25 protein-coding genes are annotated in these 25,384 nt (G+C 69.7%); 13 read left to right on the top strand and 12 right to left on the bottom strand.

The genetic code is table 11. The features are described from left to right. Positions 1-21 precede the first annotated feature (21 nt). From QHF89_RS26650 to QHF89_RS26640, 3 genes are read left to right on the top strand one after another with little or no spacing between them, the layout of a single operon-like run. A complete protein-coding gene (locus tag QHF89_RS26650; RefSeq protein ID WP_284720962.1) occupies positions 22-702 on the top strand; it encodes an anti-sigma regulatory factor in 681 nt (226 codons plus the stop codon). A 3-nt stretch (positions 703-705) separates the two neighbouring features. Next, positions 706-1,275, top strand: a complete 570-nt coding sequence (locus tag QHF89_RS26645) for a SpoIIE family protein phosphatase (protein ID WP_136932501.1) — start codon at positions 706-708, stop codon at positions 1,273-1,275. Continuing rightward, entirely contained in the window at positions 1,275-1,784 is a 510-nt protein-coding gene (locus QHF89_RS26640) for an ATP-binding protein (protein ID WP_170229475.1), read from the top strand. The genes QHF89_RS26645 and QHF89_RS26640 overlap by 1 nt, the downstream gene beginning before the upstream one ends. Before the next feature lie 5 nt (positions 1,785-1,789). Here QHF89_RS26640 and QHF89_RS26635 read toward each other — a convergent pair whose 3' ends face one another. Both QHF89_RS26635 and QHF89_RS26630 read right to left on the bottom strand, forming a co-directional pair. Beyond that, entirely contained in the window at positions 1,790-3,487 is a 1,698-nt protein-coding gene (locus tag QHF89_RS26635) for a hypothetical protein (protein ID WP_136967733.1), read from the bottom strand. A 10-nt stretch (positions 3,488-3,497) separates the two neighbouring features. Next, positions 3,498-5,009, bottom strand: a complete 1,512-nt coding sequence (locus QHF89_RS26630; protein WP_136932498.1) for an FHA domain-containing protein — start codon at positions 5,007-5,009, stop codon at positions 3,498-3,500. Between the two features lie 48 nt (positions 5,010-5,057). Here QHF89_RS26630 and QHF89_RS26625 point away from each other — a divergent pair, with 48 nt between their 5' ends. Further along, positions 5,058-5,186, top strand: a complete 129-nt coding sequence (locus QHF89_RS26625) for a hypothetical protein (protein WP_284720961.1) — start codon at positions 5,058-5,060, stop codon at positions 5,184-5,186. On the opposite strand, the gene QHF89_RS26620 is transcribed toward QHF89_RS26625, so the two are convergent. From QHF89_RS26620 to QHF89_RS26610, 3 genes are read right to left on the bottom strand one after another with little or no spacing between them, the layout of a single operon-like run. Continuing rightward, positions 5,164-5,856 (bottom strand): TIGR00266 family protein, encoded by a 693-nt coding sequence (locus tag QHF89_RS26620; RefSeq protein ID WP_136967734.1) that lies wholly within the window; start codon positions 5,854-5,856, stop codon positions 5,164-5,166. The genes QHF89_RS26625 and QHF89_RS26620 overlap by 23 nt on opposite strands. 13 nt (positions 5,857-5,869) lie before the next feature. Then, positions 5,870-6,538: a TIGR00266 family protein gene (locus tag QHF89_RS26615; protein ID WP_136967735.1), complete on the bottom strand. Its 669-nt coding sequence runs from the start codon at positions 6,536-6,538 to the stop codon at positions 5,870-5,872. 34 nt (positions 6,539-6,572) lie between these two features. Further along, entirely contained in the window at positions 6,573-7,268 is a 696-nt protein-coding gene (locus tag QHF89_RS26610) for a TIGR00266 family protein (protein WP_136932495.1), read from the bottom strand. A gap of 109 nt (positions 7,269-7,377) precedes the next feature. On the opposite strand from QHF89_RS26610, the gene QHF89_RS26605 reads away from it, so the two are divergent. Continuing rightward, positions 7,378-8,187: a M48 family metallopeptidase gene (locus tag QHF89_RS26605; protein ID WP_136932494.1), complete on the top strand. Its 810-nt coding sequence runs from the start codon at positions 7,378-7,380 to the stop codon at positions 8,185-8,187. Positions 8,188-8,279: 92 nt separating this feature from the next. Here QHF89_RS26605 and QHF89_RS26600 read toward each other — a convergent pair whose 3' ends face one another. The 3 genes from QHF89_RS26600 to QHF89_RS26590 are packed head-to-tail and all read right to left on the bottom strand — an operon-like array spanning position 8,280 to position 11,779. Next, the gene (locus tag QHF89_RS26600; protein ID WP_136967737.1) at positions 8,280-8,804 is read right to left on the bottom strand and encodes a hypothetical protein; all 525 of its coding nucleotides are present in this window, start codon (positions 8,802-8,804) and stop codon (positions 8,280-8,282) included. A 56-nt stretch (positions 8,805-8,860) separates the two neighbouring features. Beyond that, a complete protein-coding gene (locus tag QHF89_RS26595) occupies positions 8,861-10,627 on the bottom strand; it encodes an ABC1 kinase family protein (protein ID WP_136967738.1) in 1,767 nt (588 codons plus the stop codon). A gap of 9 nt (positions 10,628-10,636) precedes the next feature. Next, a complete protein-coding gene (locus tag QHF89_RS26590; protein ID WP_284720960.1) occupies positions 10,637-11,779 on the bottom strand; it encodes a serine hydrolase domain-containing protein in 1,143 nt (380 codons plus the stop codon). A gap of 182 nt (positions 11,780-11,961) precedes the next feature. Here QHF89_RS26590 and QHF89_RS26585 point away from each other — a divergent pair, with 182 nt between their 5' ends. Both QHF89_RS26585 and QHF89_RS26580 read left to right on the top strand, forming a co-directional pair. Continuing rightward, positions 11,962-13,182: a type II secretion system F family protein gene (locus QHF89_RS26585; RefSeq protein ID WP_136932491.1), complete on the top strand. Its 1,221-nt coding sequence runs from the start codon at positions 11,962-11,964 to the stop codon at positions 13,180-13,182. Next, positions 13,182-14,489 (top strand): sensor histidine kinase, encoded by a 1,308-nt coding sequence (locus QHF89_RS26580; RefSeq protein ID WP_136967739.1) that lies wholly within the window; start codon positions 13,182-13,184, stop codon positions 14,487-14,489. The genes QHF89_RS26585 and QHF89_RS26580 overlap by 1 nt, the downstream gene beginning before the upstream one ends. 4 nt (positions 14,490-14,493) lie before the next feature. Here the strand turns inward: QHF89_RS26580 and QHF89_RS26575 are convergent, their stop codons facing one another. After that, complete coding sequence (locus QHF89_RS26575; protein WP_136967740.1) at positions 14,494-14,745, bottom strand: hypothetical protein; 252 nt, start codon at positions 14,743-14,745, stop codon at positions 14,494-14,496. A gap of 198 nt (positions 14,746-14,943) precedes the next feature. On the opposite strand from QHF89_RS26575, the gene QHF89_RS26570 reads away from it, so the two are divergent. The 3 genes from QHF89_RS26570 (at position 14,944) to QHF89_RS26560 (ending at position 19,334) form a co-directional block, all read left to right on the top strand. Then, a complete protein-coding gene (locus tag QHF89_RS26570; RefSeq protein ID WP_232379801.1) occupies positions 14,944-15,540 on the top strand; it encodes an MlaC/ttg2D family ABC transporter substrate-binding protein in 597 nt (198 codons plus the stop codon). Between the two features lie 133 nt (positions 15,541-15,673). Further along, on the top strand, positions 15,674-18,010 hold the full coding sequence (locus QHF89_RS26565) for a hypothetical protein (protein WP_136967741.1): 2,337 nt from the start codon (positions 15,674-15,676) through the stop codon (positions 18,008-18,010). A gap of 88 nt (positions 18,011-18,098) precedes the next feature. After that, the gene (locus tag QHF89_RS26560) at positions 18,099-19,334 is read left to right on the top strand and encodes an aspartate kinase (RefSeq protein WP_136967742.1); all 1,236 of its coding nucleotides are present in this window, start codon (positions 18,099-18,101) and stop codon (positions 19,332-19,334) included. Between the two features lie 9 nt (positions 19,335-19,343). On the opposite strand, the gene QHF89_RS26555 is transcribed toward QHF89_RS26560, so the two are convergent. Continuing rightward, entirely contained in the window at positions 19,344-20,888 is a 1,545-nt protein-coding gene (locus tag QHF89_RS26555; RefSeq protein WP_136967743.1) for a hypothetical protein, read from the bottom strand. Positions 20,889-21,178: 290 nt separating this feature from the next. Here QHF89_RS26555 and QHF89_RS26550 point away from each other — a divergent pair, with 290 nt between their 5' ends. From QHF89_RS26550 to QHF89_RS26540, 3 genes are read left to right on the top strand one after another with little or no spacing between them, the layout of a single operon-like run. Continuing rightward, the gene (locus tag QHF89_RS26550; RefSeq protein ID WP_284720959.1) at positions 21,179-21,403 is read left to right on the top strand and encodes a DUF4911 domain-containing protein; all 225 of its coding nucleotides are present in this window, start codon (positions 21,179-21,181) and stop codon (positions 21,401-21,403) included. Further along, positions 21,400-22,044, top strand: coding sequence for a hypothetical protein (locus tag QHF89_RS26545; protein WP_136932483.1), 645 nt, complete (start codon positions 21,400-21,402; stop codon positions 22,042-22,044). The genes QHF89_RS26550 and QHF89_RS26545 overlap by 4 nt, the downstream gene beginning before the upstream one ends. Continuing rightward, complete coding sequence (locus tag QHF89_RS26540) at positions 22,031-22,579, top strand: thioredoxin domain-containing protein (RefSeq protein WP_136967745.1); 549 nt, start codon at positions 22,031-22,033, stop codon at positions 22,577-22,579. Before QHF89_RS26545 ends, QHF89_RS26540 begins: the two co-directional genes overlap by 14 nt. On the opposite strand, the gene QHF89_RS26535 is transcribed toward QHF89_RS26540, so the two are convergent. Further along, positions 22,576-23,400 carry a phosphate/phosphite/phosphonate ABC transporter substrate-binding protein gene (locus QHF89_RS26535; RefSeq protein WP_136932481.1) on the bottom strand — a complete coding sequence of 275 codons (825 nt, stop codon included), beginning with the start codon at positions 23,398-23,400 and terminating at the stop codon, positions 22,576-22,578. The two genes, QHF89_RS26540 and QHF89_RS26535, sit on opposite strands and share 4 nt — an antisense overlap. Before the next feature lie 56 nt (positions 23,401-23,456). Next, entirely contained in the window at positions 23,457-25,379 is a 1,923-nt protein-coding gene (locus tag QHF89_RS26530; protein ID WP_136967746.1) for a 2-hydroxyglutaryl-CoA dehydratase, read from the bottom strand. Between the last annotated feature and the right edge of the window lie 5 nt (positions 25,380-25,384).

Here is a 25,384-nt window from a genome sequence, read left to right as displayed (position 1 = left end):
GTGGAGGAGGAGGCGCGATCGATGAACGAGATCGCGGGGGAAATCCTCGCCATCTTGCGGCGGTACCTCTCGGAGCCGACGAGTCGCTCGCTCCTCACGTCCGCTGCGAGGCGGGCGAGCGTGAGGCTCGAGGTGCTCACGCGCCCCGAGATCCCGCAGCTCGTCCAGCAGCTCGGTCCGGGCTTGAACATCTTCTTGCAGGAGCCGGAGAAGCTCGCGAACTGCAAGAGCCTGCTCGCGCTCGTGGCCGTGGAGAACGCTCCATCGATCCCCATGGAGCCCCCGCAGCAGCAGGCCGAGTCGCGTCCCGATGGCATCAGCGTCCCGATCCGCGCCGAGCACGACGTCGTTCGCGCCCGCACGCTCGGCAAGGACATGGCCAAGCAGCTCGGCTTCTCCGAGGTCGTCCAGACGAAGGTCGCGACGGCCGTCTCCGAGCTCGCGCGCAACATCTTCCAGTACGCCGGGACCGGCGAAATTCGGATCCGACGGATTGAAGGAAAACGGCGCGGGATCGAGGTCGTCGCTCGTGATCAAGGCCCGGGCATCTCCGACCCGGCGCTGATCCTGAGCGGCGCTTACCGCTCGAAGTGGGGTATGGGCGCCGGTCTCCGCGGCACCAAGCGGCTCGTCGACGAGTTCGAGCTCGACACGCACCCCGGCCTCGGCACCACGGTTCGCATCCGAAAGTACGCCGAGTAGCCTGTGGACATTGGCACGGCAGAGCGCCCCGCAGATGGGGAAACCGTCTGCGGCGACGCACACCTCATCCTGGAGCGCAAGCCCCGCACGCTCATCCTCGTCGCCGACGGCCTCGGCCACGGCCCCCACGCGGCGCTCGCCGCCTCGACGCTCTGCAAGTACGTCGAAGAGCACGTCGAAGAGCCGCTCGAGATGCTCCTGCGCGGCGCCGACAGGGCCGTCGCCAGCACGCGCGGCGCCGCCGTGATGCTCGCGCGCGTCGATGCGCAGACCGCGACGCTCGACGTCGCAGGCGTCGGCAACGTCGCGCTCCGCTCGTGGAGCAAAGAGAAGATCCAGCCGCTGCCCGCGCGCGGCGTGCTCGGCCGCGGCATCCGCCACGTGCGGATCTTCCGCTACGGCCTCGTGCACGGCGACATGTTCGCGCTCTACACGGACGGCATTTCTGGCAGCTTCGACATCGAGCAGGTCAAGCACCAGAGCGCCACGATGATCGCCCGCTCGGTCCTCGAGGGTTATCGAAAGTCGCACGACGACGCGACATGTGTGGTCGTGCGTTACCTGGACCGCTGATGTCGAAGCTGCCCTCGCTCGTGCCCGAGCCGCTCTCGTTCGACATCGGCAACGAGCACGACCGCTTCTGGTGCGCCGCAGAGGGCCGCCGCTACGCCTCCGTGATCGGCTTCGACGCCAAGGCCCAGGGCGAGGTCGCGATCTGCATCGCCGAGCTCGTCTCGAACGTCGCGAAATTCGCCGGGCGGGGCACGCTCGCGCTCTCGACGGTGACCGAGCCGCGCCTCGGCATGCGCATCGTCGTCGAGGACGCGGGCCCCGGCATCGACAACCCCGCAAGCGTGTTCGAGGACGGTTTTTCCGAGGGGCGAAGGCTCGAGCCGGGCACGCAGCGGCGCAGCGGGCAGGGGCTCGGTGTCGGGCTCGGCGCCGTGGCGCGCATGATGAGCCACGTCGAGATGGAGAACGCGCCGGGCCGCGGCTTGCGCGTCGTCTGCATCAAGTGGCTCGATCCGCCGCGCGGCGGATCCGGCGCGTTCCCGGCGTCCGGACCGAGCAGCGCGCGGTAGCTCGATCAGCGAGGCGCGGCGCGCCCGCCGCCCCGCGCGAGGAAGGCCTCGTAGCCCTCCATCAACGCGAGGTAGATCCAGCCGCCGAGCACCTCGGCGCCGGCGCTCGACGGGTGCGCGAGATCGGCCCCGCCGAGGCCGCGCTGCACCCACACGCCCATCGATCCGAGCCCGCCCATCGCGTTCAGCGTGTCCCAGTACCCGCAGCCGACCTCGGCCGCGACCTTGCGCTGGATCGCCGCGAGCTTCGGCACGACAGGGCGGCTCGTGTAGCCCGTGCCCTTCTTGTCGGCGCGATCCATCGGCCCGATGAGCAAACACGAACCCTGGGGCAGCGCCGCGCGCGCCTGCACGAGCACGGCCTTCATCGTGGACGCGTACTGATCGAGCGGGAAGAGCTCGCCGTCCTCGCTCTCGTTCATGCCGTACTGGAAGACGGTGAGCGCGGGATCTCGCGTCTTGAGCTGCTCGGCGAAATGCGCGTCGTCGCTCTTGTCGAGGAAGCGGATGCGGCAGCCCTGGATGCCGATCGCGTCGAGCACGACGCCGGGCACGTCGCGCTCCATGGTCACGCCGAACGCGCGCACGCCCGGGCCCTCGGCGCGCACTTCGAGCTCGTGCGGGCCGTCGGGGACCTCGTAGACGCGCTGCCGTGAGGCCGAGGCGTCGGCGCGCGTATCGATGGTCTCCCGCGGGGCGCCGTCGATGCTCACGCTCATCGGAGCTCCGTCGGCATGTTCGAGGTAGCTCACGGCGAAGCGCGAGACGGCGCGGCCGAAGGTGCCGGTCTTCGTGGTCGCGAAGCGCGAGAACGCGCCCTTGCCTTGCGCGCGGAACGAGACGCCGCCGAGGCCGTAGAAGCCGTCCTTCGCGTAGGGGCCGACGACGCGGCTGACCTGCCAGCCCGGCGCCGCGAAGCGCACGACGTCGTTGTGGAAGTAGCCGGGCCAGGCGTTCGCCATGAGCATGAAGCCATGGCCCGCGTCGCCGAAGCGGCGCTGGAGCTTGCGGCGCAGCGTCGCCGTGACGAAGTCGCTCGCCACGATCGAGTCGCCGAAGTAAGTGACGCGCGCGATCGCCTTTGGCTCCTTGCGTTCGACGGCGGCGAGGCGGCCGTAAAACGCGTCGAGCGCGTGACCCGAGGGATCCTCGATCGATCGCGGGGGTTTTCCCGTCTCGGTGGTGCTCGCCGCGGGCACGATCTCGGCTGCGGCGGGCGGGAGCGCGACCTCCTCCGGCTGGCGCAGCTCGGCCTGCTCCGTCGTCTCCATCGCGAGCGCCGTCTCGCCGACGGAGGCCGCGGGCTCGGGCGTGGGCGCTACCGCGACGAGGCCTTCGCCTTCGGGCAGCGGCGTGAGCAGGCGCAGGCGCGCGAGCGACGGGGCGAGGTAGGGCACGGCGACGAGCGCGGCGAGCGTGACGAGCGCGATCACGGCTTGCGAGCGCAGTCCGTTCACGCGCGGCGCCTCGGGGCCGTCCGGCGTCGCTGCGGGCCGCGCTGCCGCCTCCGTGGGCGCAGGCGCGACGCGGGGCGCGTCCTTGGCCTGCGGCGCGTCCTTGGCCTGCGACGCCGTCTGCGGCGCTTCCTGCGGCGCGGGGGCCGCCTTGGGCGCTGCTTCGGGAGCTTGGGCCTTCGTGGGGGATTTCTGGGCTTGTGCGCGCGGGGAGGCGGCCGCCGCGCGGCGCCGACGACGACCGGTCATCGGCGCGCGCTCAGCCGCCCTGCTTTTGCTTGAGCATCGCGACTGCGCGGTCCTTGCAGGCCGTGTCGCGCTGGTGCCTGCAGATCGCGATCAGCATCTTGATGTCTGCCTCGCTCGCCTTGCCGGACCAGACCCTCGGCTCGAGGCCCTTGCGAATCGCGGCCTCGTCGAACTGTCCGGGGGGCGGCGGCGCCGTCGGCGTCGTCGCCGCGGTCGGCTCCGTCGACTTGGCCGGCGTGGCGCCCGTGGCGCCGCTCGTGCTCCCGTTGTTGAAGCTCCCGCCGCCCGGGTTTGGCGGGACGTACGTGCCGCCGCCGTTGTTCGGCGTGGGCGCCGTCGGCTCCGGCCCGGCGAGGGCGTGGAGCAGATCGGCGGCCTTCTTGCGCTGGTCTGCGCTCACGCTCGGCGTGGAGGCGATCTGCTGGAAGATGCGCTTCTTCTCGGCCACGTCTTCGAGCTGATCGGCCTTGCTGAACATCCAGTCGGCCCACTTCGACTCGATGTCCTTGAAGGGCTGGCTCTCGCGAACGGGCGAGTTGTCGTTGATGGCCTGGAGCTTCGTGTGCGCGCGATCGAAGTCCTTCGCGTCGACGAGCTCCTGGGCTTCTTTCAGGACCTGCGCCTCGAAGGCGCTCATCTCCGGCGTTTCGACGGTGTTTGTCGTGGTCGTCGTCGGGGTCCGGGTCATCCCGACGATCACGCCGATCACCACGAGGCCCACCACCGCGCCGATGCCGATGAGCTTGCCGAGGCTCGGGCCGCGCGGCGGCGGCGCGGGCGTACCCACGCTCGTCGCGACGTTGTCGAACGAGCCCATCGGCCGCATGGCCTGGCCGTCGACGCCGAGGCCCATGCCCGCGCGGAAGATCTTGCCTGCGCCGACGAACCGCAGGCGCACGTCGCCGAGCTCGAGCGCGTCGCCCGCTTCGAGGATGCCGCGCTTCAGCTCCACGCCGTTGATGCGGATGCCGTTCGCGCTGCCCTTGTCGATGATCTCGTAGCGGCCGTTGCCGAGCGCGATGAGCTCGGCGTGCAGGCGGCTGACGGAGCTGTGGTTGATCGAGATCGTCGCCTCTTCGGCGCGGCCGATCGTGAAGTGCTCACGATCGAGCGGATACTCGGCGCCGGGGTTTGGCCCGACGACCACGACGAGGCGGTTCGGCCTTTGATGGACCGGCACCTGCGCGAGCGCGCCTTGTTGCGCTGTCGCGTCCGGTGCGGGCACCACCTTCGACTCGTCGACCAGCTCGATGCGGTAGTCGCCGAGCTGGATGACGTCGCCGCCGTTGATCGCCTGATCCCCGACGACACGGACGCCGTTGACGAAGGTCCCGTTGTAGCTCGACGGATCGGAGATCGACCATCCCTGGCCGTTCCGCTTGAGCTGCGCGTGTTTACGCGAGACGTTGCGGTCGGTCAGGCGAATCGAGTTACCTTCGCCGCGTCCGAGCCCGTACTCGTCGTGGGCGAGAGGGAGTACGGTCTGTTTCCCCTCGTCGTCCTCGATCGTTAGCTTCCACATAGACGGGTTGCCGCGAGGCGTGGCTCGACGGATAGAGGTACTTTACCGATGGATCCCCGCCGAACGCAATGCTCGTTTGTGGACGGGGGTGCGGGGAACTGCTGCGAGGTGCGCGACGAGACCAACGTACCTTCGGGCCTCGTCGCGCTCACGTTCAACCCGAAGATTTGGCTTTGACCGGGCGGAACGGGTGGAGGAAGGACGCGAGCGAGCTCGGGTTCCTCGTCTGGAGCCAGAGGCGGCCCTGACCCTGGAAGTTGCACACGAGGCCTTCCCCGCCGAGGAAGAGGCTCTTCAAGCCGCCGACCTTGCTGATGTTGTACTGGAGGCCCTGTGTGAACGCGACCATGTGCGTGTTGTCGCAGATGTAGCCGTAGTACTGCTGGCCGATGTCGAGCACGTGCGCGCCGCCGTAGCAATTGAACCAGAGGTAACCCTGGCCGTACGCGCGGATGAGGAAGAGGCCGCCCGAGAAGAAGCCCTTCGCGCCCTGCCACTTCGTGTCGAGCGTGACGCCCGGCGTGGAAGCGAGGTAGGCGCCGGACTGCAGGAAGAGCTCCATGCCCGGCTGCATCGTGATGCACACGATCGCGCCTTCGGGCGCGGGCGCGAACCACATGCTCTGCCCCGGCGCCGTCGCCGTGAACGTGTTCTGGAAGAGGCTCTCGCCGCCGAGCAGCTTGCGCTTGAGGGCGCCGCCGATGCCGCCCTGCAAGCTCGTCTTCATCTCGATGCCCGTGTCGCGCGCGACCATCGCGCCGCTCTCGGTGATGATCTGCTCGCCGGGTTGGTCGAAGTGGACCTGGACCAGGCCGAAGTCGGGGTTGTGACGGATCTCGTGTCGCACGGTTAAGACCTCTTCACTGCTCGCGCGCTGGCAAGAGAGCGCCGATCGTCGCACCGTACTCGGCGGCGTTGCGGGACTGCAGGTACACGGTGCCCTGCCCCTCGAAGTGGCAAACGAGGCCCTCGCCCGAGAGGAACGAGGCGATCCAGCCGGATCCGCTCTTGCCGACCTTGTACGTGAGCGTCGACTCCCACGCGGCGAGGTGCCCCGTGTCGATCACCATGCTCCCGTCGACCTGCACCTGTTCGAGCGCGCCGAACGTGCCGATGACGACCTGGCCCATCCCCGACGTTTCGAGCAGGAAGAGGCCCGCGCCCGAGAACATGCCCTTGAAGCCGCCGGTCCTCGTCTTCACGTCGACCGAGGGGCTCGAAGCAACGTAGGCGCTGTTCTGGATGCACCACTGCTTGTGGCCGGCTTCGAGCACCGCCATGTCCCCGCAGAGCGGCGTGGCGAAGAGGACCTCGCCCTGGCCGCCTTGCGCGGTGAAGGTGTTGCGGAAGAACGACTCGCCGCCGAAGAGCCGCTTGAGGCCCTTCATGAAGCCGCCGGACTGCGTCTGCATCTGGACGTTGGTCGACATGCCGACCATCGCGCCGCTCTCGGCGACGACGGACTCGCCGTTCTGCAGCCAGCACTGCGCGAGCGACTGCGACGGGCGGTAAAGAAGGTTCACTTGCATCGCTGTTCGTCCTTATCTCCGGAAGCCCCTCGCCTCACGGCGGCAGCATCGGCGTGAGCCAGTCGACGAGCGCGCTCGTGTTGCGCGACTGGATGAGGATTTTGCCCTGGCCCTGGAACTCGCAAACGATGCCCTCGCCCGAGGCCATGAAGCCGAGGAGGCCGCCGCCGCCGCTGCGGATCTTGAAGTTCAACGACGAGTCGAAGCCCACGATGTGGCCGTTGTCGACGATGTAGCTGCCGTTGCAGTCGATCTCGTCGATCGCCCCGTAACTCGTCACGAAGACCTGGCCGTTGCCGGAGGCCTCGATGAAGAACGCGCCTTCCTTCGCGAGCAACGCGCGCAGGCCGCCCCAGCGCATCTTCAGGTCGATGTCGCCCGCGCTCGCGAGGAACGCGCCGGCGCTGAAGATCATGGAGTTGCCGGCGAGCTGGATCGGCTTGATGCCGCCCGAGAGCGAGGGCGCGAGCCACACCCAGCCGCCTTGCGGGCCAGAGAAGTGGTTCACGAAGAAGGTTTCACCACCAACGATCTTGCGGATGATCGCGATGAAGAACGCCTTCATCTTGCCGAAGAAACCGGCGTTTTTCCCCGCGTTGAGCTTGACCTCCATCGTGAGGCTGCTCGAACGGGCGACCATGGACCCAGCCTCCGCGATGATCGTCTCGCCCGGGGCGAGGCTCACCTGGAGCATCGAGAACGTCGGCTCGTACTTGACGATGTGTTGCATCCGAATCCTTCCCCATTCGTTCGGGAGGAGGTCTTTCGGCCGGGACGGCGTGCGTGTCGACGCGCTCCCCCCACGGGCGGCCGAGAGGCGGGCAGGGTATAACGGAGACATGTCGGGAGCGGAAGCGGGAAGTGGGAAAGGTGCGTCCGGTACGGGATTCGGGCACAGCCCCAAGCGCCTGGTCGCCGAGCTCGGGATCCTGCTCCTCGCCATCGTGGGGCTGATCTTCGCCGCGCGTGGGTGCGCCGGATACGCGTCCACGGCCATCGTCGCGGTGATCCCGCCCGACGCCGACGCGGCGATCGGAAAGACGGCCGGCGAAGCGATGCGCGCGCAGCATGGGCTCTCCGGCGCGCCGACCGAGGACCAAAAGGCGCGCGTGGATCGGATCTTCGAGGAGCTGCGATCGAGCCTCACGGACGAGGAAAGACGTGTCCTCGTGGCGCCGCGGATCACGGTGCTGAAGGACGATCAGGTGAACGCATTCGCGCTCCCCGGCGGTGAGGTTTTTGTGCTGACGGGGCTGCTCGATCGGTCGAAGGACGACGACGAGGAGCTGCGCGGCGTGCTCGCGCACGAGATCGGGCACGCGGTGAAGCGACACGGCGTGCGATCGCTCGCGCGAAACGCGCTGTTCGGGCTGACGATCGCGTTCGTCGTGGGCGACCTGAACGACATCACGGCCACGGTGATCGCGGGCGCCTCGCAGCTCGATACGCTGCGCTACAGCCGCTCGATGGAGGAAGAGGCCGACGCGTTCGGGGTGGATCTGCTCGCGCGCAGCAACAAGAGCCCCGAGGGGCTGGCGCGCTTCCTCGAGAGCCTCGAAGCCATGCCCGTGCCGGAGCTGCTCTCGACGCACCCGGACAGCGAGGAACGCGCGAAGGCGATCCGCGAGCGGATGCGCGCCGGCAAGTAAACCAGGAGATCGCAAGGGGATCTCCCTCCAGGGGGTGAATCGGCCGGGGCTTTGCCTGGCCGAGAGGGGGACACGAGGCGTCCCCCTCGGGACTAAACGCGGAGGTTGCGCGAGGCGCTGCTGATCGCGGGCACGAGCGTGTCGCCCTCGACGCGGCCGAAGACGTCGAGCACCGTGCGGCCCTCGGCGTCGCGGCCAGGGCGCTCGCGCGTGTACCGCGAAGGCGCGGCCGCGAGGATGACGCCGAGCTCGGCCGCGACGTCGGCGAGGGATCCCGAGAGCTCGTCGTCGATGGCGCGGCCGCGCGCCTCGTGCGACGTGCCCGGCGGGACGCGGACGGCGACCGAGCCGAAGACCCGCGTCCCCTCCACGATGATCGCGTGCTCCTTGCCAGTTTTTTCGAACAAACGGAGCGCGGCCTCCGTGTCCTTCAGGGCCTCGCGCGCGTCGACGATCATGGCCCTGCGGCGGCGGAGCTCGGCTCGTCGATCCGGCGAGTCGTCGCCGAGGCTCGCGATCTTCTCCGCGAGTTTGTCGTGTTCCGCCTTCAGACGCTCGACCTCGGCCTCCGCTGCCTTCCGGGCGGCCTCGAGCCTGTCTTGCACTTCGCTGCTCATGGGCGAACGTTGACGTTCGTCCCGGGCCACCGTCAACGGGGGAAAGCGCGAGGTCTCTACTTCGTCCGCGTGAGCAGGAGGCTCCCGAGGAGGAGCACGCCCGCGGCCGCGGCGCCGTAGAGGCAATACCGGGCGAGGTGCGCCTGGCCGGCGAGGTGGAGCTGCAAGGCGGCGAAGCCCGACGCGATGCCGATCGCCGCGTAGATGAGCTGGCGGATCCCGGCGTAGACGAGCCGCGCCGCGCTCGGCAGGCCCTTCACGCGGAGCTCGAACTCGCCGCGGTTCGCGCGGTTCAGGTACTTGCGGAGGTCCTCGGGGATCGTGATGGCCTTGAGGGCCATGTCCTTCGCCGCGTCGACTGCGATCTGTGCCCAGTCGCGGTTGCCGAGCACGAAGTCCTGCAGGTAGGGCCGGATGACCTCCATCGGCGAGAGCTCGGGATCGAGCTGCGTGCAGAGCCCCGTGAGCAGGAGGATCGTTCGTTCGAGCAGGACCCAGTCGCGCGGGATGTGGAAGGCGCCCGAGAGCTCCTTCAGGCCGATGTTCATCTTGCGCAGATCGACGAGGCTCTCGATGCCCTTCTGCGGATCGAGCTTGATGTCCTTGAGGTTGAAGGTGTCGATCTTCACCTCGTCCTGGAAGCGCTGGTGGAAGAACTCGATGACCTTCTCGCTCACGTCGGGCGAGTCCGTGCGCGAGAGGAAGCCCATCTTGCGCATGGCCTTGATGAGCTGATCGGTGTCGCGGCGGATCACGCCCTCCAGGAACTCGGGGATGCCCTCGCGCATCTGCGGCGAGAGCTCCGCGACGGCGCCGAAATCGAGCAGGACGAGCGCGCCGTCGTCGCCGACCAGCATGTTCCCGGGGTGCGGATCGGCGTGGTAGATGCCGTCGACGAAGATCTGCTGGCAGAAGACCTGCACGACCTTGCGGGCGAGCGCTTTGCGATCGACGCCGCGCGCGTCGAGCGCGGTGATGTCGCCGATCTTCACGCCGGGCACGAAGTCCGTGGTCATCACGCGGCTCGTGCAATAACCGTCGATCGGGCGCGGGAAGCGCACCGTGGGATCACGGAGGAAGTTGTCGGCGATGCGCGTGATGTTCCGCGCCTCGCTCTGGAAATCGAGCTCCTCCAGGATCATCGAGCGGACCTGGTGGTAGTAAGCGTCCAGGCCCTGCACGGGGACGAAGATGCTGACGATCTGCATGATGCGGCGGATCGTGGTGAGATCGAGCCGCACGATCTCGTCGATGTCGCGGTGCTGGACCTTGACTGCGACGTGCGCGCCGTTCTTGAGCCACGCCTCGTGCACCTGACCGAGCGAGGCGCTCGCGATCGGCTCCTCGCAGAAGCGATCGAAGATCGCGCCGACGGGCTTGCCGAGCTCGCGTTCGATGCGCTCGGCGATCTCGCGGTACGGCCGTGGCGGGACCTGATCCTGCAGCGCCTCCAGGCCCGAGCGGAACTGCGCGGGCAGGAAGTTCGCCATGATGCTGAGGAGCTGCCCGACCTTGATGAACAGGCCCTGGAGCTCGACGATCGTGGAGAGCACGCGGCGCGCGTTGCGCCCGTGCACGTCGGCCATGCGCGCATCGAGCCACGCCTGCCCGAACCAGCGCCCGAGGAAGAAGAACCAGAGGTAGCTGCCGAGGACGACGAACGTCGTCGTGTAGGCGCGGATGAAGCGGTAGCTCTGCCGTCCCTTCGGCCGGATGCCGCGCGGCCCAGCGCCTCGCTTGGCCGGTTTCGAAGGCGCCTTCGCCGCGGGCGCGATGAGACGCACGCGCGGCTGTTCCTGGAGGTCCGGGGCGCCTTGCGACACGGGGCGAGCTTATCTCGCGGCTCGTTGCGCCTCCACCATCGCGTCGAACATGGCGTCGTAGGCGGCCGGTCGCGCCTGCCGGATCGCGAGCGCAGTGCGCGTCGGGTGGACCCGGTTCGTGAGCAAAACGCCGACGAAATCAGCGTCCGGATCGATCCAGAGGCTCGTGCCCGTGAAGCCGAGGTGGCCGAAGGTCCGCGGCCCGAGGCGCGCGCCGGAGCTCGGCTCGTTGCCGCTGCGCTGATCGAAGCCTGCGAGCAGCGAGCCGCCGGGGCGAGGTCGGACGAGCGGCGCGAGGTCGTCGGGGTCGAGGAAATCGCGGCGTTCACCCGCGAGCGCTTCGAGCACGGCGATGCCGAGCCGCGCGACCGAGCGCGCGTCCCCGAAGAGGCCCGCGTGCCCCGCGGACGCATGACCCACGAGCGCCCAGGCGTTCTCGTCATGCACGGCGCCCCGCACGAGGCCGTCGCGAAACGGGACGATCTCGGTTGGCGCGACTCGCGCATCAAACGAAGGCTTTTGCGCGCGGAGGGTGCGCGAGGATCCGATGTCGAGATCCAGCGGTCCCGTGACTTCCCGCGTCACGAGCGCGTCGAGCTCGAGCCCGCTCCTCTGCGCGAGCGCCGCGCCGAGGAGGACGTATCCGAGGTCACTGTACACCGGCGGAAACCCTTCCGGCGGCGGATCTCCCGTGCAGCCGTCGCGCCGCGCGTCGCCGGCCATGACGAGCGCGGCCTCGACGTCGACGGCTTCGCCTCGCACGAGCGGCCCGTAAAGGGAGCCATGCGCGTCGAGGCCCGCGCGATGGGCCGCGAGGAGGTCGAGCGAGACGCGCGCCGAGCGTGTCTTCGCGAGCATCGGCACGAGATCGGCGAGCGGCTCCGAGCGGGCGAGCGCCCCTTGGCGAGCGAGCCGGGCCATCACGAGCGCGGTGACGGGCTTCGTGACCGAGGCCAGATCGAAGGGCGTATCGAGGTCCGCGCGTGGCGCGCCTTCCTCGAACGAGAGGACGCCTGCCGCGCCTGCGCCGTGGATCCAGCCTGCGCGCGTTCGCAGTGCGGCGGCGACCACGGCGCACGGCGCGGCCTGGTGATCGTCCACGACGACGCGCGCGGCGGCCGTGAGGTCGATGGCGGGGGCGGCGTTCTTCACGGCAGTGAGGATTGAGCCCGAGGGGTTTGGGGGCGTAGCTCGGCTTGTCCGAGCGTAGCCCCCAAGCGTTGAGAGCGGGAGGGGGTGTCAACGATCTCGCGATTCGATCAAACGTGCCGCGTCTTTGACCCCGAGCGCGCTCGCCCCTTATCCTGGTAGACCGGGGAGTCGAGCAAGAAACCATGGCCGAGTTTGCATGGGAGGCCCGTGCCAGGACCGGAGAGGTCCGCAAGGGCGTGATGGATGCGGAGAACGAGGCCGCCGTGCAGACCCGCCTGCGCGGCTTGCAGCTCAACCCGACGAAGATCACGCAGAAGCGCAAGGGCCTCGATCTCAAGAACGTCACGATCGGCTCGGGCGTCAGCTCGCAGGACCTCGTCAAGTTCACGCGCCAGTTCGCGACGATGATCGACGCGGGCCTCCCGCTCGTGCAGTGCCTCGACATCCTCTCGAACCAGGAGCCGAACCCGCGCTTCCAGGTCGCGCTGCGCGACATCAAGAACAGCGTCGAGCAGGGCGCGACGTTCAGCGACTCGCTGCGGCGGCACCCGAAGATCTTCGACGAGCTCTTCGTGAACCTCGTCCAGGCCGGCGAGGTCGGCGGCATCCTCGACACGATCATGAACCGCCTCGCGGGCTACATCGAGAAGCGCGCGAAGCTCGCGCGTCAGGTGCGCGGCGCGATGGCGTATCCGACGGCGGTCATCATCATCATGATCGTGGTCATCATCGTGCTGATGACCTTCGTGATCCCGGCCTTCGAAGGCATGTTCGCCGAGTTCGGCGCGAAGGATGCGCTGCCGGGGCTGACGAAGGCGGTCATCGCGACGTCGCGCGCGTTCGTCAGCGCCTTGCCGTTCACGATCGTCGGCAGCATCGGTCTCGTGTACGGCGCGATCAAGTTCTACCAGAACCCGAAGGGCAAACGCATGGCGCACAAGCTCATGCTGAAGCTGCCGATCTTCGGGCCGGTGATGCAAAAGATCGCGGTCGCGCGGTTCACGCGGACGCTCGGCACCTTGCTCGGCTCCGGCGTGCCGATCCTCGACGCCCTCGACATCGTGGCGAAGACCGCGGGCAACGTGATCGTCGAGGAGGGCCTCGTCTACGCGCGGGCCAAGATCTCCGAGGGCAAGAACATGGCTGAGCCGCTGGAGGAGATCAAAGTCTTCCCCGGCATGGTCGTGCAGATGGTGGCCGTCGGCGAGCAGACCGGCGCGCTCGACACGATGCTGAACAAGATCGCCGACTTCTACGAGGAGGAGGTCGACGTGGCGGTCTCGGCGTTGACCTCGCTGCTCGAACCTCTGCTCATGGTCGTCGTCGGCGCGGTCGTCGGGGTGGTGCTCATCTCGATGTACCTCCCGATCTTCAGCCTCGCAGGCAACATCAAGGGCGAGTGATGAGGCTCGGCCTCCGCGACGGCGCCGAGAGCTCGTTCGCGGTCCGCTTCGCGTGGCTCACGGGGCTGCGCCTGATCGTCCTCACGATCGTGCTGATCGTCATGACGACGATCTACCTCGGCGGCATCGGCACGCGCGCAGATTCGAGCCGGATCGCGATGCTCACGTTCGCGGTCGCGTTCGCGCTCACGGGCATCTACGCCGCGGTGCTCCGGCTCGGCAAGGGTCTGCCGCTGCTCGCGTACGGGCAGATGTTCATCGACCAGATCGCGTGGTCGATGATCGTCTACGTCTCCGGCGGCGCGGCGAGCGGTGCGACCTCGCTCTATGGCTTCACGTGTCTCTGCGGCGCGATCTTGCTCGGCCTGCGCGGCGCGCTCATCGGCCTGATCGCAGGGGCCTCGTCGTACGCGTTGCTCTGCACGCTGCTCGTGCAGGGCTACCTGCTTCCGCCGCCGGATCAGCCGCTCGAAGCGTACGCGACGAGCTGGTCGGAGGCCGCGTTCCCGCTCGTGCTGAACCTGCTGGCGATGAGCGTTGTGGCGCTGCTCGGCAGTTACCTGGCCGAGCGGCTCCGTATCACGGGCGGTCGGCTCGTGGTGGCGACAGCGCGCGCCGAGCAAGCGGAGCGGCTCGCGGCGCTCGGCCGACTCGCGGCGGGGCTCGCGCACGAGATCCGAAACCCGCTCGGATCGATTGTCGCTTCCATCGAGCTCTTGCGGACGGGTGGATCCCTCGGCGCCGAGGATGAAGCGCTCTGCGCGATCATCGAGCGGGAGACGACGCGGCTGAACGAGCTCGTGACCGACATGCTCGACGTCTCACGCCCACGCGCGCCCTCGAAGGCGCCGATGGATTTCGCTGCGACCGCGCGCGACGTGGTGATGCTCGCCGGGAAATCGGGCCGCGGCCGTGACGTACCCTTGCGCTACGTGGGGCCGGATTCGCTCGAGATCGAGGCCGACACGGCGCAGATGCGGCAGGTCGTGTGGAACCTCCTGCGCAACGCGATTCAGGCGAGTTCCGCGGGCGCGGAGGTGATCGTACGCGTCGAGGCGGACGCGGGCGGCGCGGTCGTGCTCGCTGTGGAGGATCGGGGCGTGGGGATCCCGCCGGAGGCGCGCGAGCGGCTCTTCGACGCGTTTTTCACGACGCGATCGCAGGGCATGGGCATCGGCCTCGCGGTGGTGAAGCGGATCCTCGACGACCACGGGTTCGGGATCGAGGTCGAGAGCGAGTCTGGGAAGGGCACGACGTTCTGCGTGCGGATCCCGCACTCGAAGGAGCTCGCGCTCGCGCCGAGCTGAGGGATCAGGGCTCTTCGAAGGGCGCGACCGGCGGATCGATCCGGAGCGAGGCGTCCGGGAGCAGCACGATGGAGGACGCGTCGAGGAGCAGGATCGGCTCGTGCGGGCCGGCGTCGGGTGTTTCGGAGGCTCCCTGGGCGCGGGGCGCGGGCGGCGCCTCCGGGGGCGAACACCCGCGCGACGCGAGCCAGCCGAGGCCGAAGAAGCCGATCGCGCCGGCGAGCCCCGCTGCGAGGAGGATCGGGCGGCGCTTCATGGCCCGATGGTGCCTTGCGAGCGACAGAGGCGCCACGCGTGTCGTGGCCGCCCGTTCACAGGGCCTGACATCGGGGGTTGGAATCAGCTAGATCCGGCGCGTGGCACGGAAGGTGAATAAACGGGGGGCATGGACGTCTGCCCTCTGTTCCGCGGCGCCCAGGCGGCGAACGGCGGTGGAGGCAGGAGGAGCTGGAACGTGAAACGAACGAACTTTGTCGGCGCGTTGGTCTTGTCGTTCGCCGTGTCGCTCGCGGGCGCTGCGGGCCTCGCACATGCCGGAGCGGCGACGGATGTGGTGAAGGCCAAGCAGACGGCCTTGTTCGATCTCCTCAAGAAGCCCTCGAACGACGCGAAGGTCAGCGCGATGTTCGACGAGCTGCTCGATTACCAGGCGCTCGCGGAGGCCTCGCTCGGCTCGGAGTGGGCGGCCCGCTCCGACGCGGAAAAGGCCGAGTTCAGCGACCTTCTGAAGCAGCTCGTCCGCAAGTCGTACGAGCGAAACCTCAAGAAGACGCTCGATTTCAACATCGAATACACGGCCGAGGAGAAGAAGGGCGACGCGATCGTGGTGAAGACGCGCGCCGTGTCGAAGAAGGACGCGCGGAGCGAGCCTGTCGAGATCGCCTACGTGATGGCCGAGAAAAACGGCGCGTGGCGGGTGAAGGACATCATCACGGACGACGTGAGCCTGGTGTCGAGCTACCGCTCCCAGTTCACCAAGATCGTCAAGAAAGACGGCTTCCCGGCGCTCATCAAGAAGATGAAGGACAAGCTCGCGAAGGGCGACGTCTGAAGCGCCTTCCGCCCCCATGAACAGCGGCCCTCGGGCGAACGAGCCCGGGGGCCGTTTGCGTTTCGAACGGTCGTCGTCGCTCTCCGCTCGGGAAATTCGCGGTGGGACGCGCCTCTTTGGTAGGCTACGGGGCGTGGCTTTTGGTGTCGGGCCGGGAGGGCGGGTGCGCCCCTTCGGACGCGCTGAGCCGCTCCGCGTCCCCACGACGACGGGGAGCAGCAGCGCGGAGGCGAAGCCTCGCCCGACGGATCGGCCGATCCTGCTGCTCTCGGTGCAGCGCGGGACACTCTCGATCGAGCTCGACGCGCCGTTCGCCGTAGGGCCGCTCGTCGTCGACGAGCTCGCGATCGCGCTGTCGAGCGTGCGTTTTCCGGTGGATCTCACGGGCGGCGTGACGCGGTTCCGGCATCGACGTGGCGTGCTCGGGCGGCTCGCCGTGTCGACGAGGACCGAGGATCTCGCGGCGTTCGTCGCGCCACGCGCGCGGGGCGTGCTCGGGGAAGGGACGCCCGAGATCGGGATCGTCGCGGCGGAGCTGGGGCTGCGCGTCGGGATGCGGCTCGGGCGCGCGGCGCTCGCGTTCGACCTGGTGATCGCGCCGAACGAGCGAGACGTGCGTCTCGTGCCCGAGCGGGCGCGCGGCGTGGGCCTCGGCGCGCCTCCGCATGTGCTCGCTTTGCGCGTGCTCGCCGAGGTTTGTCGGCCCTTCGGGCGCCTCGCAGGCAGCGCGGTGATCCTGCCCGACGCCGTGGCCTCGCTCGTCAGGCACGTGATGCCGGCGGCCGGCGCGCGCGCGCCTTCGGTGCACGGCGCGCGGTGGGAAGCGCCGGCCGTGGAGGAGGGGAGTTTGTCCCTGCGCGCGGATGCCACCGCGTCGCCGCCTGCGCTCGCGGCCGCGGCGATCCGCGCGATCGAGCAAGCCGAGCTCACGGCGGATGCGGATGCGATCGCGGCCTCGGGGGACCTCGAAGAGGCGCGGCGGCGGTACCTGCTCGCGCTGGAGCGCGCGCCGCGGCACCCCGAGATTTCCTCGCGGATCGCGTGGATCGACGTCGCTGAAGGAGAGCGGGCCGAGGCCGCGCTCTCGACGCTGGTCGACGCGATCCCGGCGATCGACGCGGGCCTGCTCGGGGGCGCGCTGCTCGCGGCGATCGGCGACGAAGGCGGGGCGGTCGCGGCGTACGCGCGCGCCGCGCACGCCGAGGCGTTCGGGCCGCTCGCGGCGCTCGTATGGCTCGAGGTCGCGCGGATCTCGTCGGAGCTCGCGACACGGCTCGATGCGCTGGATCAAGCCGTCGTTCGCTCGCCGATGCTGGAGGATGCGCGCTGGGCGCGGATCGAGGCCCGGCTCGACGTGGGAGATGCACAGGGCGCGCGGACCGACGCCGAGCACCTCGAAGCCGCGGCCCGCGGCCCTGAGGCGCGCCATCGCATCTGGAGCCGCGCGGCCGAGGCATTCCTGTCACGCGGATATGTGGCCGAGGCGCGCGTGCTGTTCGAGCGGTCGCTCCGGTACGCGCCCGACAGCCCCGAGGCTGCGCTCGGGCTCGCGCTCTCGCTCCGCGCTGCGGGTGAAGGACGGCGCGCCCTGGATCTGCTCGCGCGTGCGGCCTCGCTCGCGGCGCGCGCGGGGCGCACCTTGCCTTCGGTCGAGATCGAGCTCGCGCGGGCGCTCGTCGAGCACGCGTCCGATCGTCCGGCCGCGATCGCGCGTGTTCGTGCGATCCCACCGGGGCTCGTGCAGACCGCGGAGGCGCGCGCTCTCGAAGGTCGTTGGCGCGCCGAGCTCGGGGATCTCGCGGGCGGTTCGCTCGCGCTCGCTCGCCTGCGTGAGGCGGCGGAGGCGGTTTCTCCGGACGACCCCGATCGTGCCGCGGCCGTGGCCGCGATGCTCGTCGAGGCTGCGGACATCGAAGAGAACGCCCGCGGGGATCTGCGAGCCGCGCAGCGCCACCTCGGCGTCGCGATCCGGCTGCGCCCGCGAGATCGCCAGATCGGCGCCGCCTTCCGCCGTATCTCGACCGAGCTTGGCCGCGTCGCACCTCCGCCCCAGGCCGCGCCTCCGCCCGTCCCCGTCGAAGAGATCGCGCCGTCCGAGCGCGCGCCTTCCTTCACGCCTCCCGCGCCCTCCGTCGAGGCCGCTCGTTCGATGGAGGAAGCGCCCACGAACGAGGAAGACGACGAGGGCGACGAGATCCTCGTCGAGCGCCTCACCGACAAGCTCCGCGCGAACCCGCACGATCACGATGTCGCGCTTCGCCTCGCCGACGCGCTCGCGCGGCTCGGCCGCGATCTCGAGCTCTTCGCGCTCCTCTCGGCGCGCATCGAGGAGGGCGGCGACGAGGTTCGGCGTGAGCTCTGGCCGCGAAAGCGCGCGGTGCTCGAGCGGCTCGCGTCGACGGCGCGGGCCGAGGGCCGGCCCTCGGAGGCGGAGCTTTACGAAATGATGGCGGCGAGCGAGGAAGACTAGCCTCGCCGCGTGTTTGCCCCTTCCGTTGGACTCGTGCTAGCGGTCGACGAAGGCGCGCTCGCGTGCCCCTTTCTCTCCGAGGTACCGCGTGCAAGGCAGTGAGCCCAACGGAAGGCGGCGTCCGATCATCGTCCAGAAGTACGGCGGCTCCTCGGTGGCCGACGTCGAGAAGCTCGGGCGCGTGGCTGATCGGGTCGTCGCCGCGAAGCGCGCGGGCAACGACGTCGTCGTCGTCGTGAGCGCGATGGGCAAGACGACCGACGGCCTGCTCTCGCTCGCGCGGCAGGTCGCGAGCCAGGCCGGAGGCGCCGCCGATCCGCCGCGCCGCGAGCTCGACATGCTCCTCTCCACCGGCGAGCGCGTCTCCATGGCGCTGCTCTCGATCGCGATCCAGGCGCGTGGCGAGGCCGCGATCTCCTTCACCGGCTCGCAGTCCGGCATCCTCACGAACGACCGCCACTTCGACGCGCGCATCATCGAGGTCCGGCCGCACCGCATCGAAGACGAGCTCGCGCGCGGGCAGATCGTGATCATCGCCGGCTACCAGGGCATGAGCTACCGGCGCGAGATCACGACCCTCGGCCGCGGCGGCTCTGACACCACCGCCGTCGCGCTCGCCGCCGCGCTCGAAGCCGAGCGGTGCGAGATCTACAGCGACGTCGACGGCGTCTACTCGGCCGATCCGCGCGTCGTGCCCGACGCGAAGCACCTGCCCGAGCTGGACCACGCCATGCTGCAGGAGATGGCCGAGAGCGGCGCGAAGGTCCTCTGCGCGCAGGCCGTCGAGTGGGCGCGCCGCGCGAACATCGCGATCTACGCGCGCTCGACGTTCGACGCGGAGGACGAGGGGGCGCGGCAGACCGTGGTGCGCAAGTTCGGTCCGCGCGAGGACCTCCGCGCCCGCGCCGTCGTCGGCGAAGGCAACGTCGCGCTTGGGAGCCTGGCCGACGTGGCGCGGCTCGACGATCTCCTGCGTGTCGCCGGCGAAGCGAAGGTGCCTTTGAAGGACCTCGCGGTGAACGAGCGCGGCGCGAGCTTCGTGGTGTCGCTGCTCAACGTGCCCGATTGGCGCGGCGCCAAGCAGCGGCTCACGGGCGCCTTGCCGTCGCTCGCGCTCGTCGAGGACGTGGCCGTGGTCAGCGTCGTGGGGGATGGCCTGGCCGCGACGACCGAGCCCCTCGTGCGTTTCCTCGCCGCGCTCCGCGGCGTCTCCGCGACCCCGAGCGCCCTCACTGCGACGCCGCTCCGGCTCAGCGCCGTCGTCCCCGCGAGCGCCCTCGCCGAGGCGCAGCGCACACTGCACCACGCCTTCGTCGAGAGCTGATCCCCGCTGTCAGTGCGGCCGCGCCGGGCCGAGCGCGACGAGCCCGAGGCGGCTCGCGATCCAGACGAGCTCGCGCGCGCCGTCCCAAGCGATCGACGCCTCGCCGAGGCCCGTGCCGTCTTGCCCGCGTAGCTCCGCGACACGCGACACGTCGCCGTCTTCGCCCACGCGCACCACGTATGACGTCGCGGCGCCCCTCGGCGCCACCAGCGCGTAGAGCGGCGCATCCTCCTCGTCGCCTGCGAAGCACGCGCCGAGCACGTCGTGCAGATCGATCGACTCGAACGAATGCCCACCGTCGTTCGATAGGAGCAGCCCGCGCGGCGACACGATCGCCACGAGCTTCCCCGCCGTCGCGACGGCCAGGTCAGGCCTCGGAGCCCGCGCCGCGAGATCGGCCGCCGCGCCTTCGAGCGGCGCCCTTTGCCAGGCCTCGTCATCGCCGCGCAGCCGCTCGATCGCCGCGCCGTCGGGCCGCGTCGCCAACACCACGAGTGTACCGCCCGCGGCCTTGATCGCCCGCACTCCGCCCTCCCGCGCGAGCACCGGCGTCCCTTCGCGACCCGTCATCGACCAGAGCGATCCCTCGTGCAGGGCCCAGATCCGCCCCGGCGTCGCCGCGAGCTCCACGGGGCCCTTCCCCGATCGGAACCCTGCGACCGGCGTCGCCGACGCGCATCCATCGCGGCTCACGAGCAGCCCGCCGCGCGCCGATGCCACCACCGTCACTTCGTCCGTCGCGACGACAGCCGTGCTCGGCGTATCGAGCCCCGTTTGCCGCGCCGCGTGCGCGCCCTCGTCCACCACGAGCACCACGTCCCCTGCGGCGAGCACGCGCCCCCCGCACACTGTCACCGCGGTGCATGGCACGGGCGCGCCGGCGCCTTCGAGCACCACGAACCGGCTCGGCGCCCACGGCGGCAACTTCTCACGCGCCGCTTCTTCGAGCAGCTCGTCGGCGAGCGCGTCGTCGTCGGCCTCGTCGTTTGCGCTCTCGTCGAGCTCCGGCAGCGCCGACTCGTCGATGTCGTTCTCCGCGCTCTCGCCCGTCCCTTCCGCGCCGCCGTCGTCCTGGGTCGCGTCGAGCTCCAGATCCGCCGCGTCGTCGTCGCCGTACGCGCCTTCGTCCCGATCATCACCGACCGCGCTCTCCTCGCTGTCGAGCGTCGCCAGGTCCTCGTCGAGCGCGCCGACGTCGACGCCTTCCTCCGCGTCGTCGCCCGCTGCCGCGTCCGCGTCGTCCTCGACGTCGAGTCCCACGTCGAGATCCTGGGCATTCGCGTCGTCGAGCGGATCTCCCCCGTCGTCGCGTAGATCCGGCAGCGCGTCGTCGAAATCGCCGCCTGTGGCCTCGTCGTCCCCGCCGTCGGGGTCCGTGTCGAGCGGCGGCAGATCCATGTCGTCGTCCTCTTCTTCCTCGGTTTTCCGGGGCACGCGGGCGGGGGCGCCGAACGCGTGCACGCGCCTGGGTTCGTCCTCCCACCCGGGCTTCCCGTCCCGGCTCCGCGGATCGCAAGCGACTTCGGCAACCCGATCGTCTTTCCCGTACGACATGGCGGCACGAATCTAGCGCCTTTGCCTCGACGAGCACGGCGGGAGCGACGCTTCCTCTGCTGGAGAGGCCGCCCCGGCGCATCACGCGCGGCGGGTGGTGCCCGTGCTGGATCCCGGCCTCGGGCGGTGCTTACCTGTTCCGTCCCATGCCCTCGCCCGACACGGCGCCTCCCTCCCATGGCGCCTGCACGCCGCACGCCGACCAAGCGCCTTCCGCAGCGCGAAGCCCTGGCCACGGCGGTCCAGAAAGGCGGCGACGCGCGCTCCCGATTTCCGAGGTCTCGGCGGGCATGCTCGTGCGTCGTGTCGACGTTCGCCCCGCGGATGTCGTTTTTTTGAAGGGCATCCTCGAAGCGAGCGAGGGCCTCGGTACCCTCTTCGCCGAGCGAGGCGGCGAGCTCGTCGTGGCTGTGCCGCCCGATCGCGAAAAGGATCTCGTCGAGCTGCTCGACGATCTCGTGCGGGAGATCGACGCGCGCGTCCATCCCGAGGTCGAAGCGGAGAGGGATCGATGACCGAGCCGCAGGAGCCTGGAAACCCCGAGCCTCGTATCCTCGCGGCTTGGCGCGAGTGGCTCGGCGCCCTCGCCAACGACGCTGACGCGGCCCTCGCCGCGGCTGACGTTTATGCCGGCCTCGCGCCCGAAGCCCGCGATGCTTGGCTCGACGCGCTCGCCGAAGACGCGCCCGGTTTGTCCGTTCCCCTCGTCGCCCTCTATGCCCCGCTCCTCGCCGTCGAGGCCGATCCCGACCGCCGCGCGCGCATGGAGGAGGCCATCGTCCTCGGCGACACCTCCGCGTGGCGCGACAGGCCCATTCGCGCGCTCTCGGGCATGGCGCGCGGTGGCGCGCGTGTCGTCGCGCTCGTCCAGCCTGTCTACCTCCGCTTCGTTCGTGTCCTCTGGTGCCGCTACCTGCCCGACGAAGGCTTTTTCTGGGCCCGGCACGACTGCCTCCTCAGCGAGGGTGACGCGCCTCGCAGCGGCGCCGTCGTCGACGGCATCTTGCTCGAAACCACGCCGCTCACCCCCGTCGTCGAGGAGCTCGCGCATGCGATCCTCGCCCATCGCCGTCGCGGTCGCGAGCTGCCTGCGTCGCTGCGCGAGTTCGCCGACCTCTTCGACGCCGACTTCGAGGCGATCGATGATCCGCGCTAGGTACGCGCTGCTCCTCGCCCTCCTCGCGGCGCCGATCGCGTGCTCGTCCACGCCTTCGCCCGACGCGCCCACGCAGCCTCTCGCGCGCGGCCCGCGCGTCTTCTTCTCCTACGAGACGCTCGACGGCGGCACCTTGTCCACCGACACCGTCGCGGGCCGCTTCTCTGTGATCGCGTTCGTCGCGACCTACGACGACTCGTCCCACGCGCAGGCGCGTTTCCTCTCGACCCTCGTGCGGCGGCACGTCCCGCGCATCAACGCCGGCCTCGTTGTCCTCGAACCGCCGCACCACAAGCTGCTCGTCGAGTCCTTCGCGAAGGTCGTCGATCCGCCGTATCCGGTCGCCATGGCCGACGAGGCCACGATCGCGGGCGCGGGGCCGTTCCAGGGGCTTCACCACGTCCCGAGCCTCGTCATCCTCGATCCCCAGGGCCGCGAGGTCTTCCGCAACTTCGGCCTCGCGTCGGCCGACGCCCTCGACGCGGCCCTGCGTGACCTCGAACGAGGAAAGGCGCCGCAGACGAACGCGCGTTAGCCCTCGGACTCCTGCTTCGCGATGAGCTTCGCGAGCGGATCCAGGTGCTCGCTCAACGCCACGACGAACCCCTCCGCGCCGAACAGCGTTCGCGCGGCCCGACCGAGCTCGTCGTCTCCGCTGCCCACGAGCGCCCGCTGCACCTTGCGCATCGTCGCCACCGGCACGCGCACGCTCGCGGCCATCACGTCCGCCGGGATCGGCCCTGCGCACGTGATCACGTGCACGTCTGCGGCTTCCCATCCAGCGCGCACCACGCGCTCGCCGCGTGGATGGCTCGGATCCGGCTCCACGTGCACGAACGTCGCGCCCACGTCCGCGGAGCCCTGGAGCACCGCGCGCGCCACCTCGCCGTGCGAGCCGAAGAAGAGGTTCTCGCGGAAGGCGCGATCGAGGTCCACCCCGAGCGAGCGAAGGTGCGCCCGGAGCACGATGTACCCGGCGGCGCTCTGCCGATCGACCCACGCCGCGCGGAGCCCCTGGAGATCGCTGATCTCGCGGATCGGCGAGCTCTGCGGCGCATACAGCGCCGTCCTGTACGACGACGCCCCGTTCCGCACGGGCAGCACGATCGGCATCACGCGCGCGCGGCTCGTCGCGCGCATCGCCACGAGCGGCGGCAACCAGGCGAGATCGACCTCGCCCGTCTCCAGGGCTTCGAGCAGCGTGTTGTAGTTCCAGCCTCCGAGGCCGTTCACCTCGAAGCCCGTCGCGTCCGAGAGCGCTTTGCAGAACGATGCGAGCGACGCGCGTGACCCCTCTGGATCCGACGTGAGCACGACGCCCACGGTCAGGGTCGTCTTCTCTTCTTCCGGAGCCATGCCCCACGGTCGCAGGGGGTCACGCGGTGGTCAAGACAGGAGGCGCGAGGGGCCGATCACTCCGCGGCGATCGGCTCGTAGGTCGTCGTCCGGATCTCGGGGTTGTTCTCGAACACGGCCTTGCCCATGAGCTGCTGCAAGAGTGGACGGAACCGGTCCATCGCCTTGCCGCGCACGATGTCCCGGAGGACGAGCGCGTCCTCGCGGACCTTCGCGATCGTCTCGGGATCCGTCGCCTTCCGGTAGACCTCGGCGATCGCCCCGGGCGCGCTCACGGCCGCCTCGCGCAGCGCCTCGGCGGTGTGCTTCGCCTTGTCGATCGCGCGCTCTGCGGCCGACTTCTTGATGAGCGGCGCCACCACGTAGACCAGGTTTGCCGCCGTCCCCGCGACGCGGTGGGGCGGATAGTAGAGCGCGCTCTTGTACTTCGGGTTCGCGTCGAGGAACGCGCGCACCTCGTCGATCGTCACGCCCTGCTCGGCGAGCACGCGCTCGAGCTCCTGCTCGGCCGCGATCCGCGCCTTGAACATGTACATCTGGATGCGCGAGTAAAAGTTCGTCGCGCCGTCGCCGCTCGTCTCGACCGCGCAGAAGATCGTGCCCGGGTACTTGCCGGTGATCAGCGACTGCACGCCGTCGGAGACGCCCGACGACGGCATGCATCCGAACGGCTTCACGCTCACCGTGATGTGCGCCTTTGCGCGCACCGTGTTCACGATCAGCTTGCCGACCTCCATGTGCCCTTCGCCGCCGCGCAGGTCGTTCGAGTAGTAGTCCTCGGCCACCTTCGCGACGAGGTCCATGTCCGGCAGGTGGTAGTCGTGCAGGCCGATCGGCTGCGCGAACGCCTGGAAGCCGAGCTTCAGCGCGCCTTCCGCGAGGCGCATCGTCGCGATCCGCTTCGCCACGTCGAACTCGCCCTGATGGTCCTTCAGGCTGTTCGTCCCCTCGTCCACGCCGCGCAGCACCTCGCGATCCTGCGTGTCGTGCCGGACCTCCCACACGTTGTAGAGCAGCCACGCCGTCGTGAGCTGAATGTCGTTCTCGGCGCCCTCGCTCTCGAGGAACTTCTGGAGCTGGTAGTTGCCGTCGCCCTCCGTCGTCATCGCCCAGAACTCGCCGATGATCGACGTCTTCGCGCGCACCCGCAGCCGGTCGACCTCGATCGCCTCGAAGAGCTTGCGGCACTTGTAGAGCGCCACGAACACGTTCGTCTGGTCGTGCAGCGACTTGTAGATGATGCGCTTGGCCTCTTCGAGCGCCTTGTTCGTCGCGCCGGGCACCACCTCGTAGGGCCGGATGCGGTAGCCGAGCGCGTTCAGCACGTCGCCGCACACGATGCCCTTCACGATCCCCACGAAGAACGCGGGGTTCATGTCGATGCCCACGTCGTCGCCCGTCGCCTGCGACAGGCCGCCGGTCTGCTGGAACAGCATCACCCGGAAGCCGTCGAAGCCCGCGTCGCGCAGCGCCTTCCGGTACTCCGTCACGTACATCCCGAAGCGGCAGGGACCACACGCGCCGGCCGTCAGGAACACGTAGTTCTTGATGACCTCCTCGCTGGTCAAACCCTGCTCGTCGCGCAGCTTGATCAGGTAGTTCACCAGGTTGCCCACGGTGAAGTACGTCGGGTTGCACTGCCCGCGGTTGCCGAACTCCTTGCCGACCTGCAGGCCTTCCTGATCCGGGCAGCCGATGTTCTTGATCTTGTAGCCGAGGCCGCCGAGCGCGCCTTCCACGAGGAAGTCCTGCGCCGCCGTGAGGCCCGAGATCAGGAGCGTCACGTTCTCGCGCTCATTCCGCTTCACCTGCGGGTTGAGCATCGTGTCGACCCACTGCTTGCGCTCGGCCTTGATGCCGAGGCGCTCGCGCTCCGCCTCCTCGAATGCGCGAAGCTCGGCTTCGAGAGCCTCGTCGACCTTCGACTGCTTGGCGCTGCCCATGATCGGCAGCCGCGTCTTCTGGACCGCAGTTTCCATCGATT

Source organism: Polyangium sorediatum (genome assembly GCF_029946465.1).
GTDB lineage: Bacteria > Myxococcota_A > Polyangia > Polyangiales > Polyangiaceae > Polyangium > Polyangium fumosum.
This window is presented reverse-complemented; position numbering and strand designations above follow the sequence as displayed.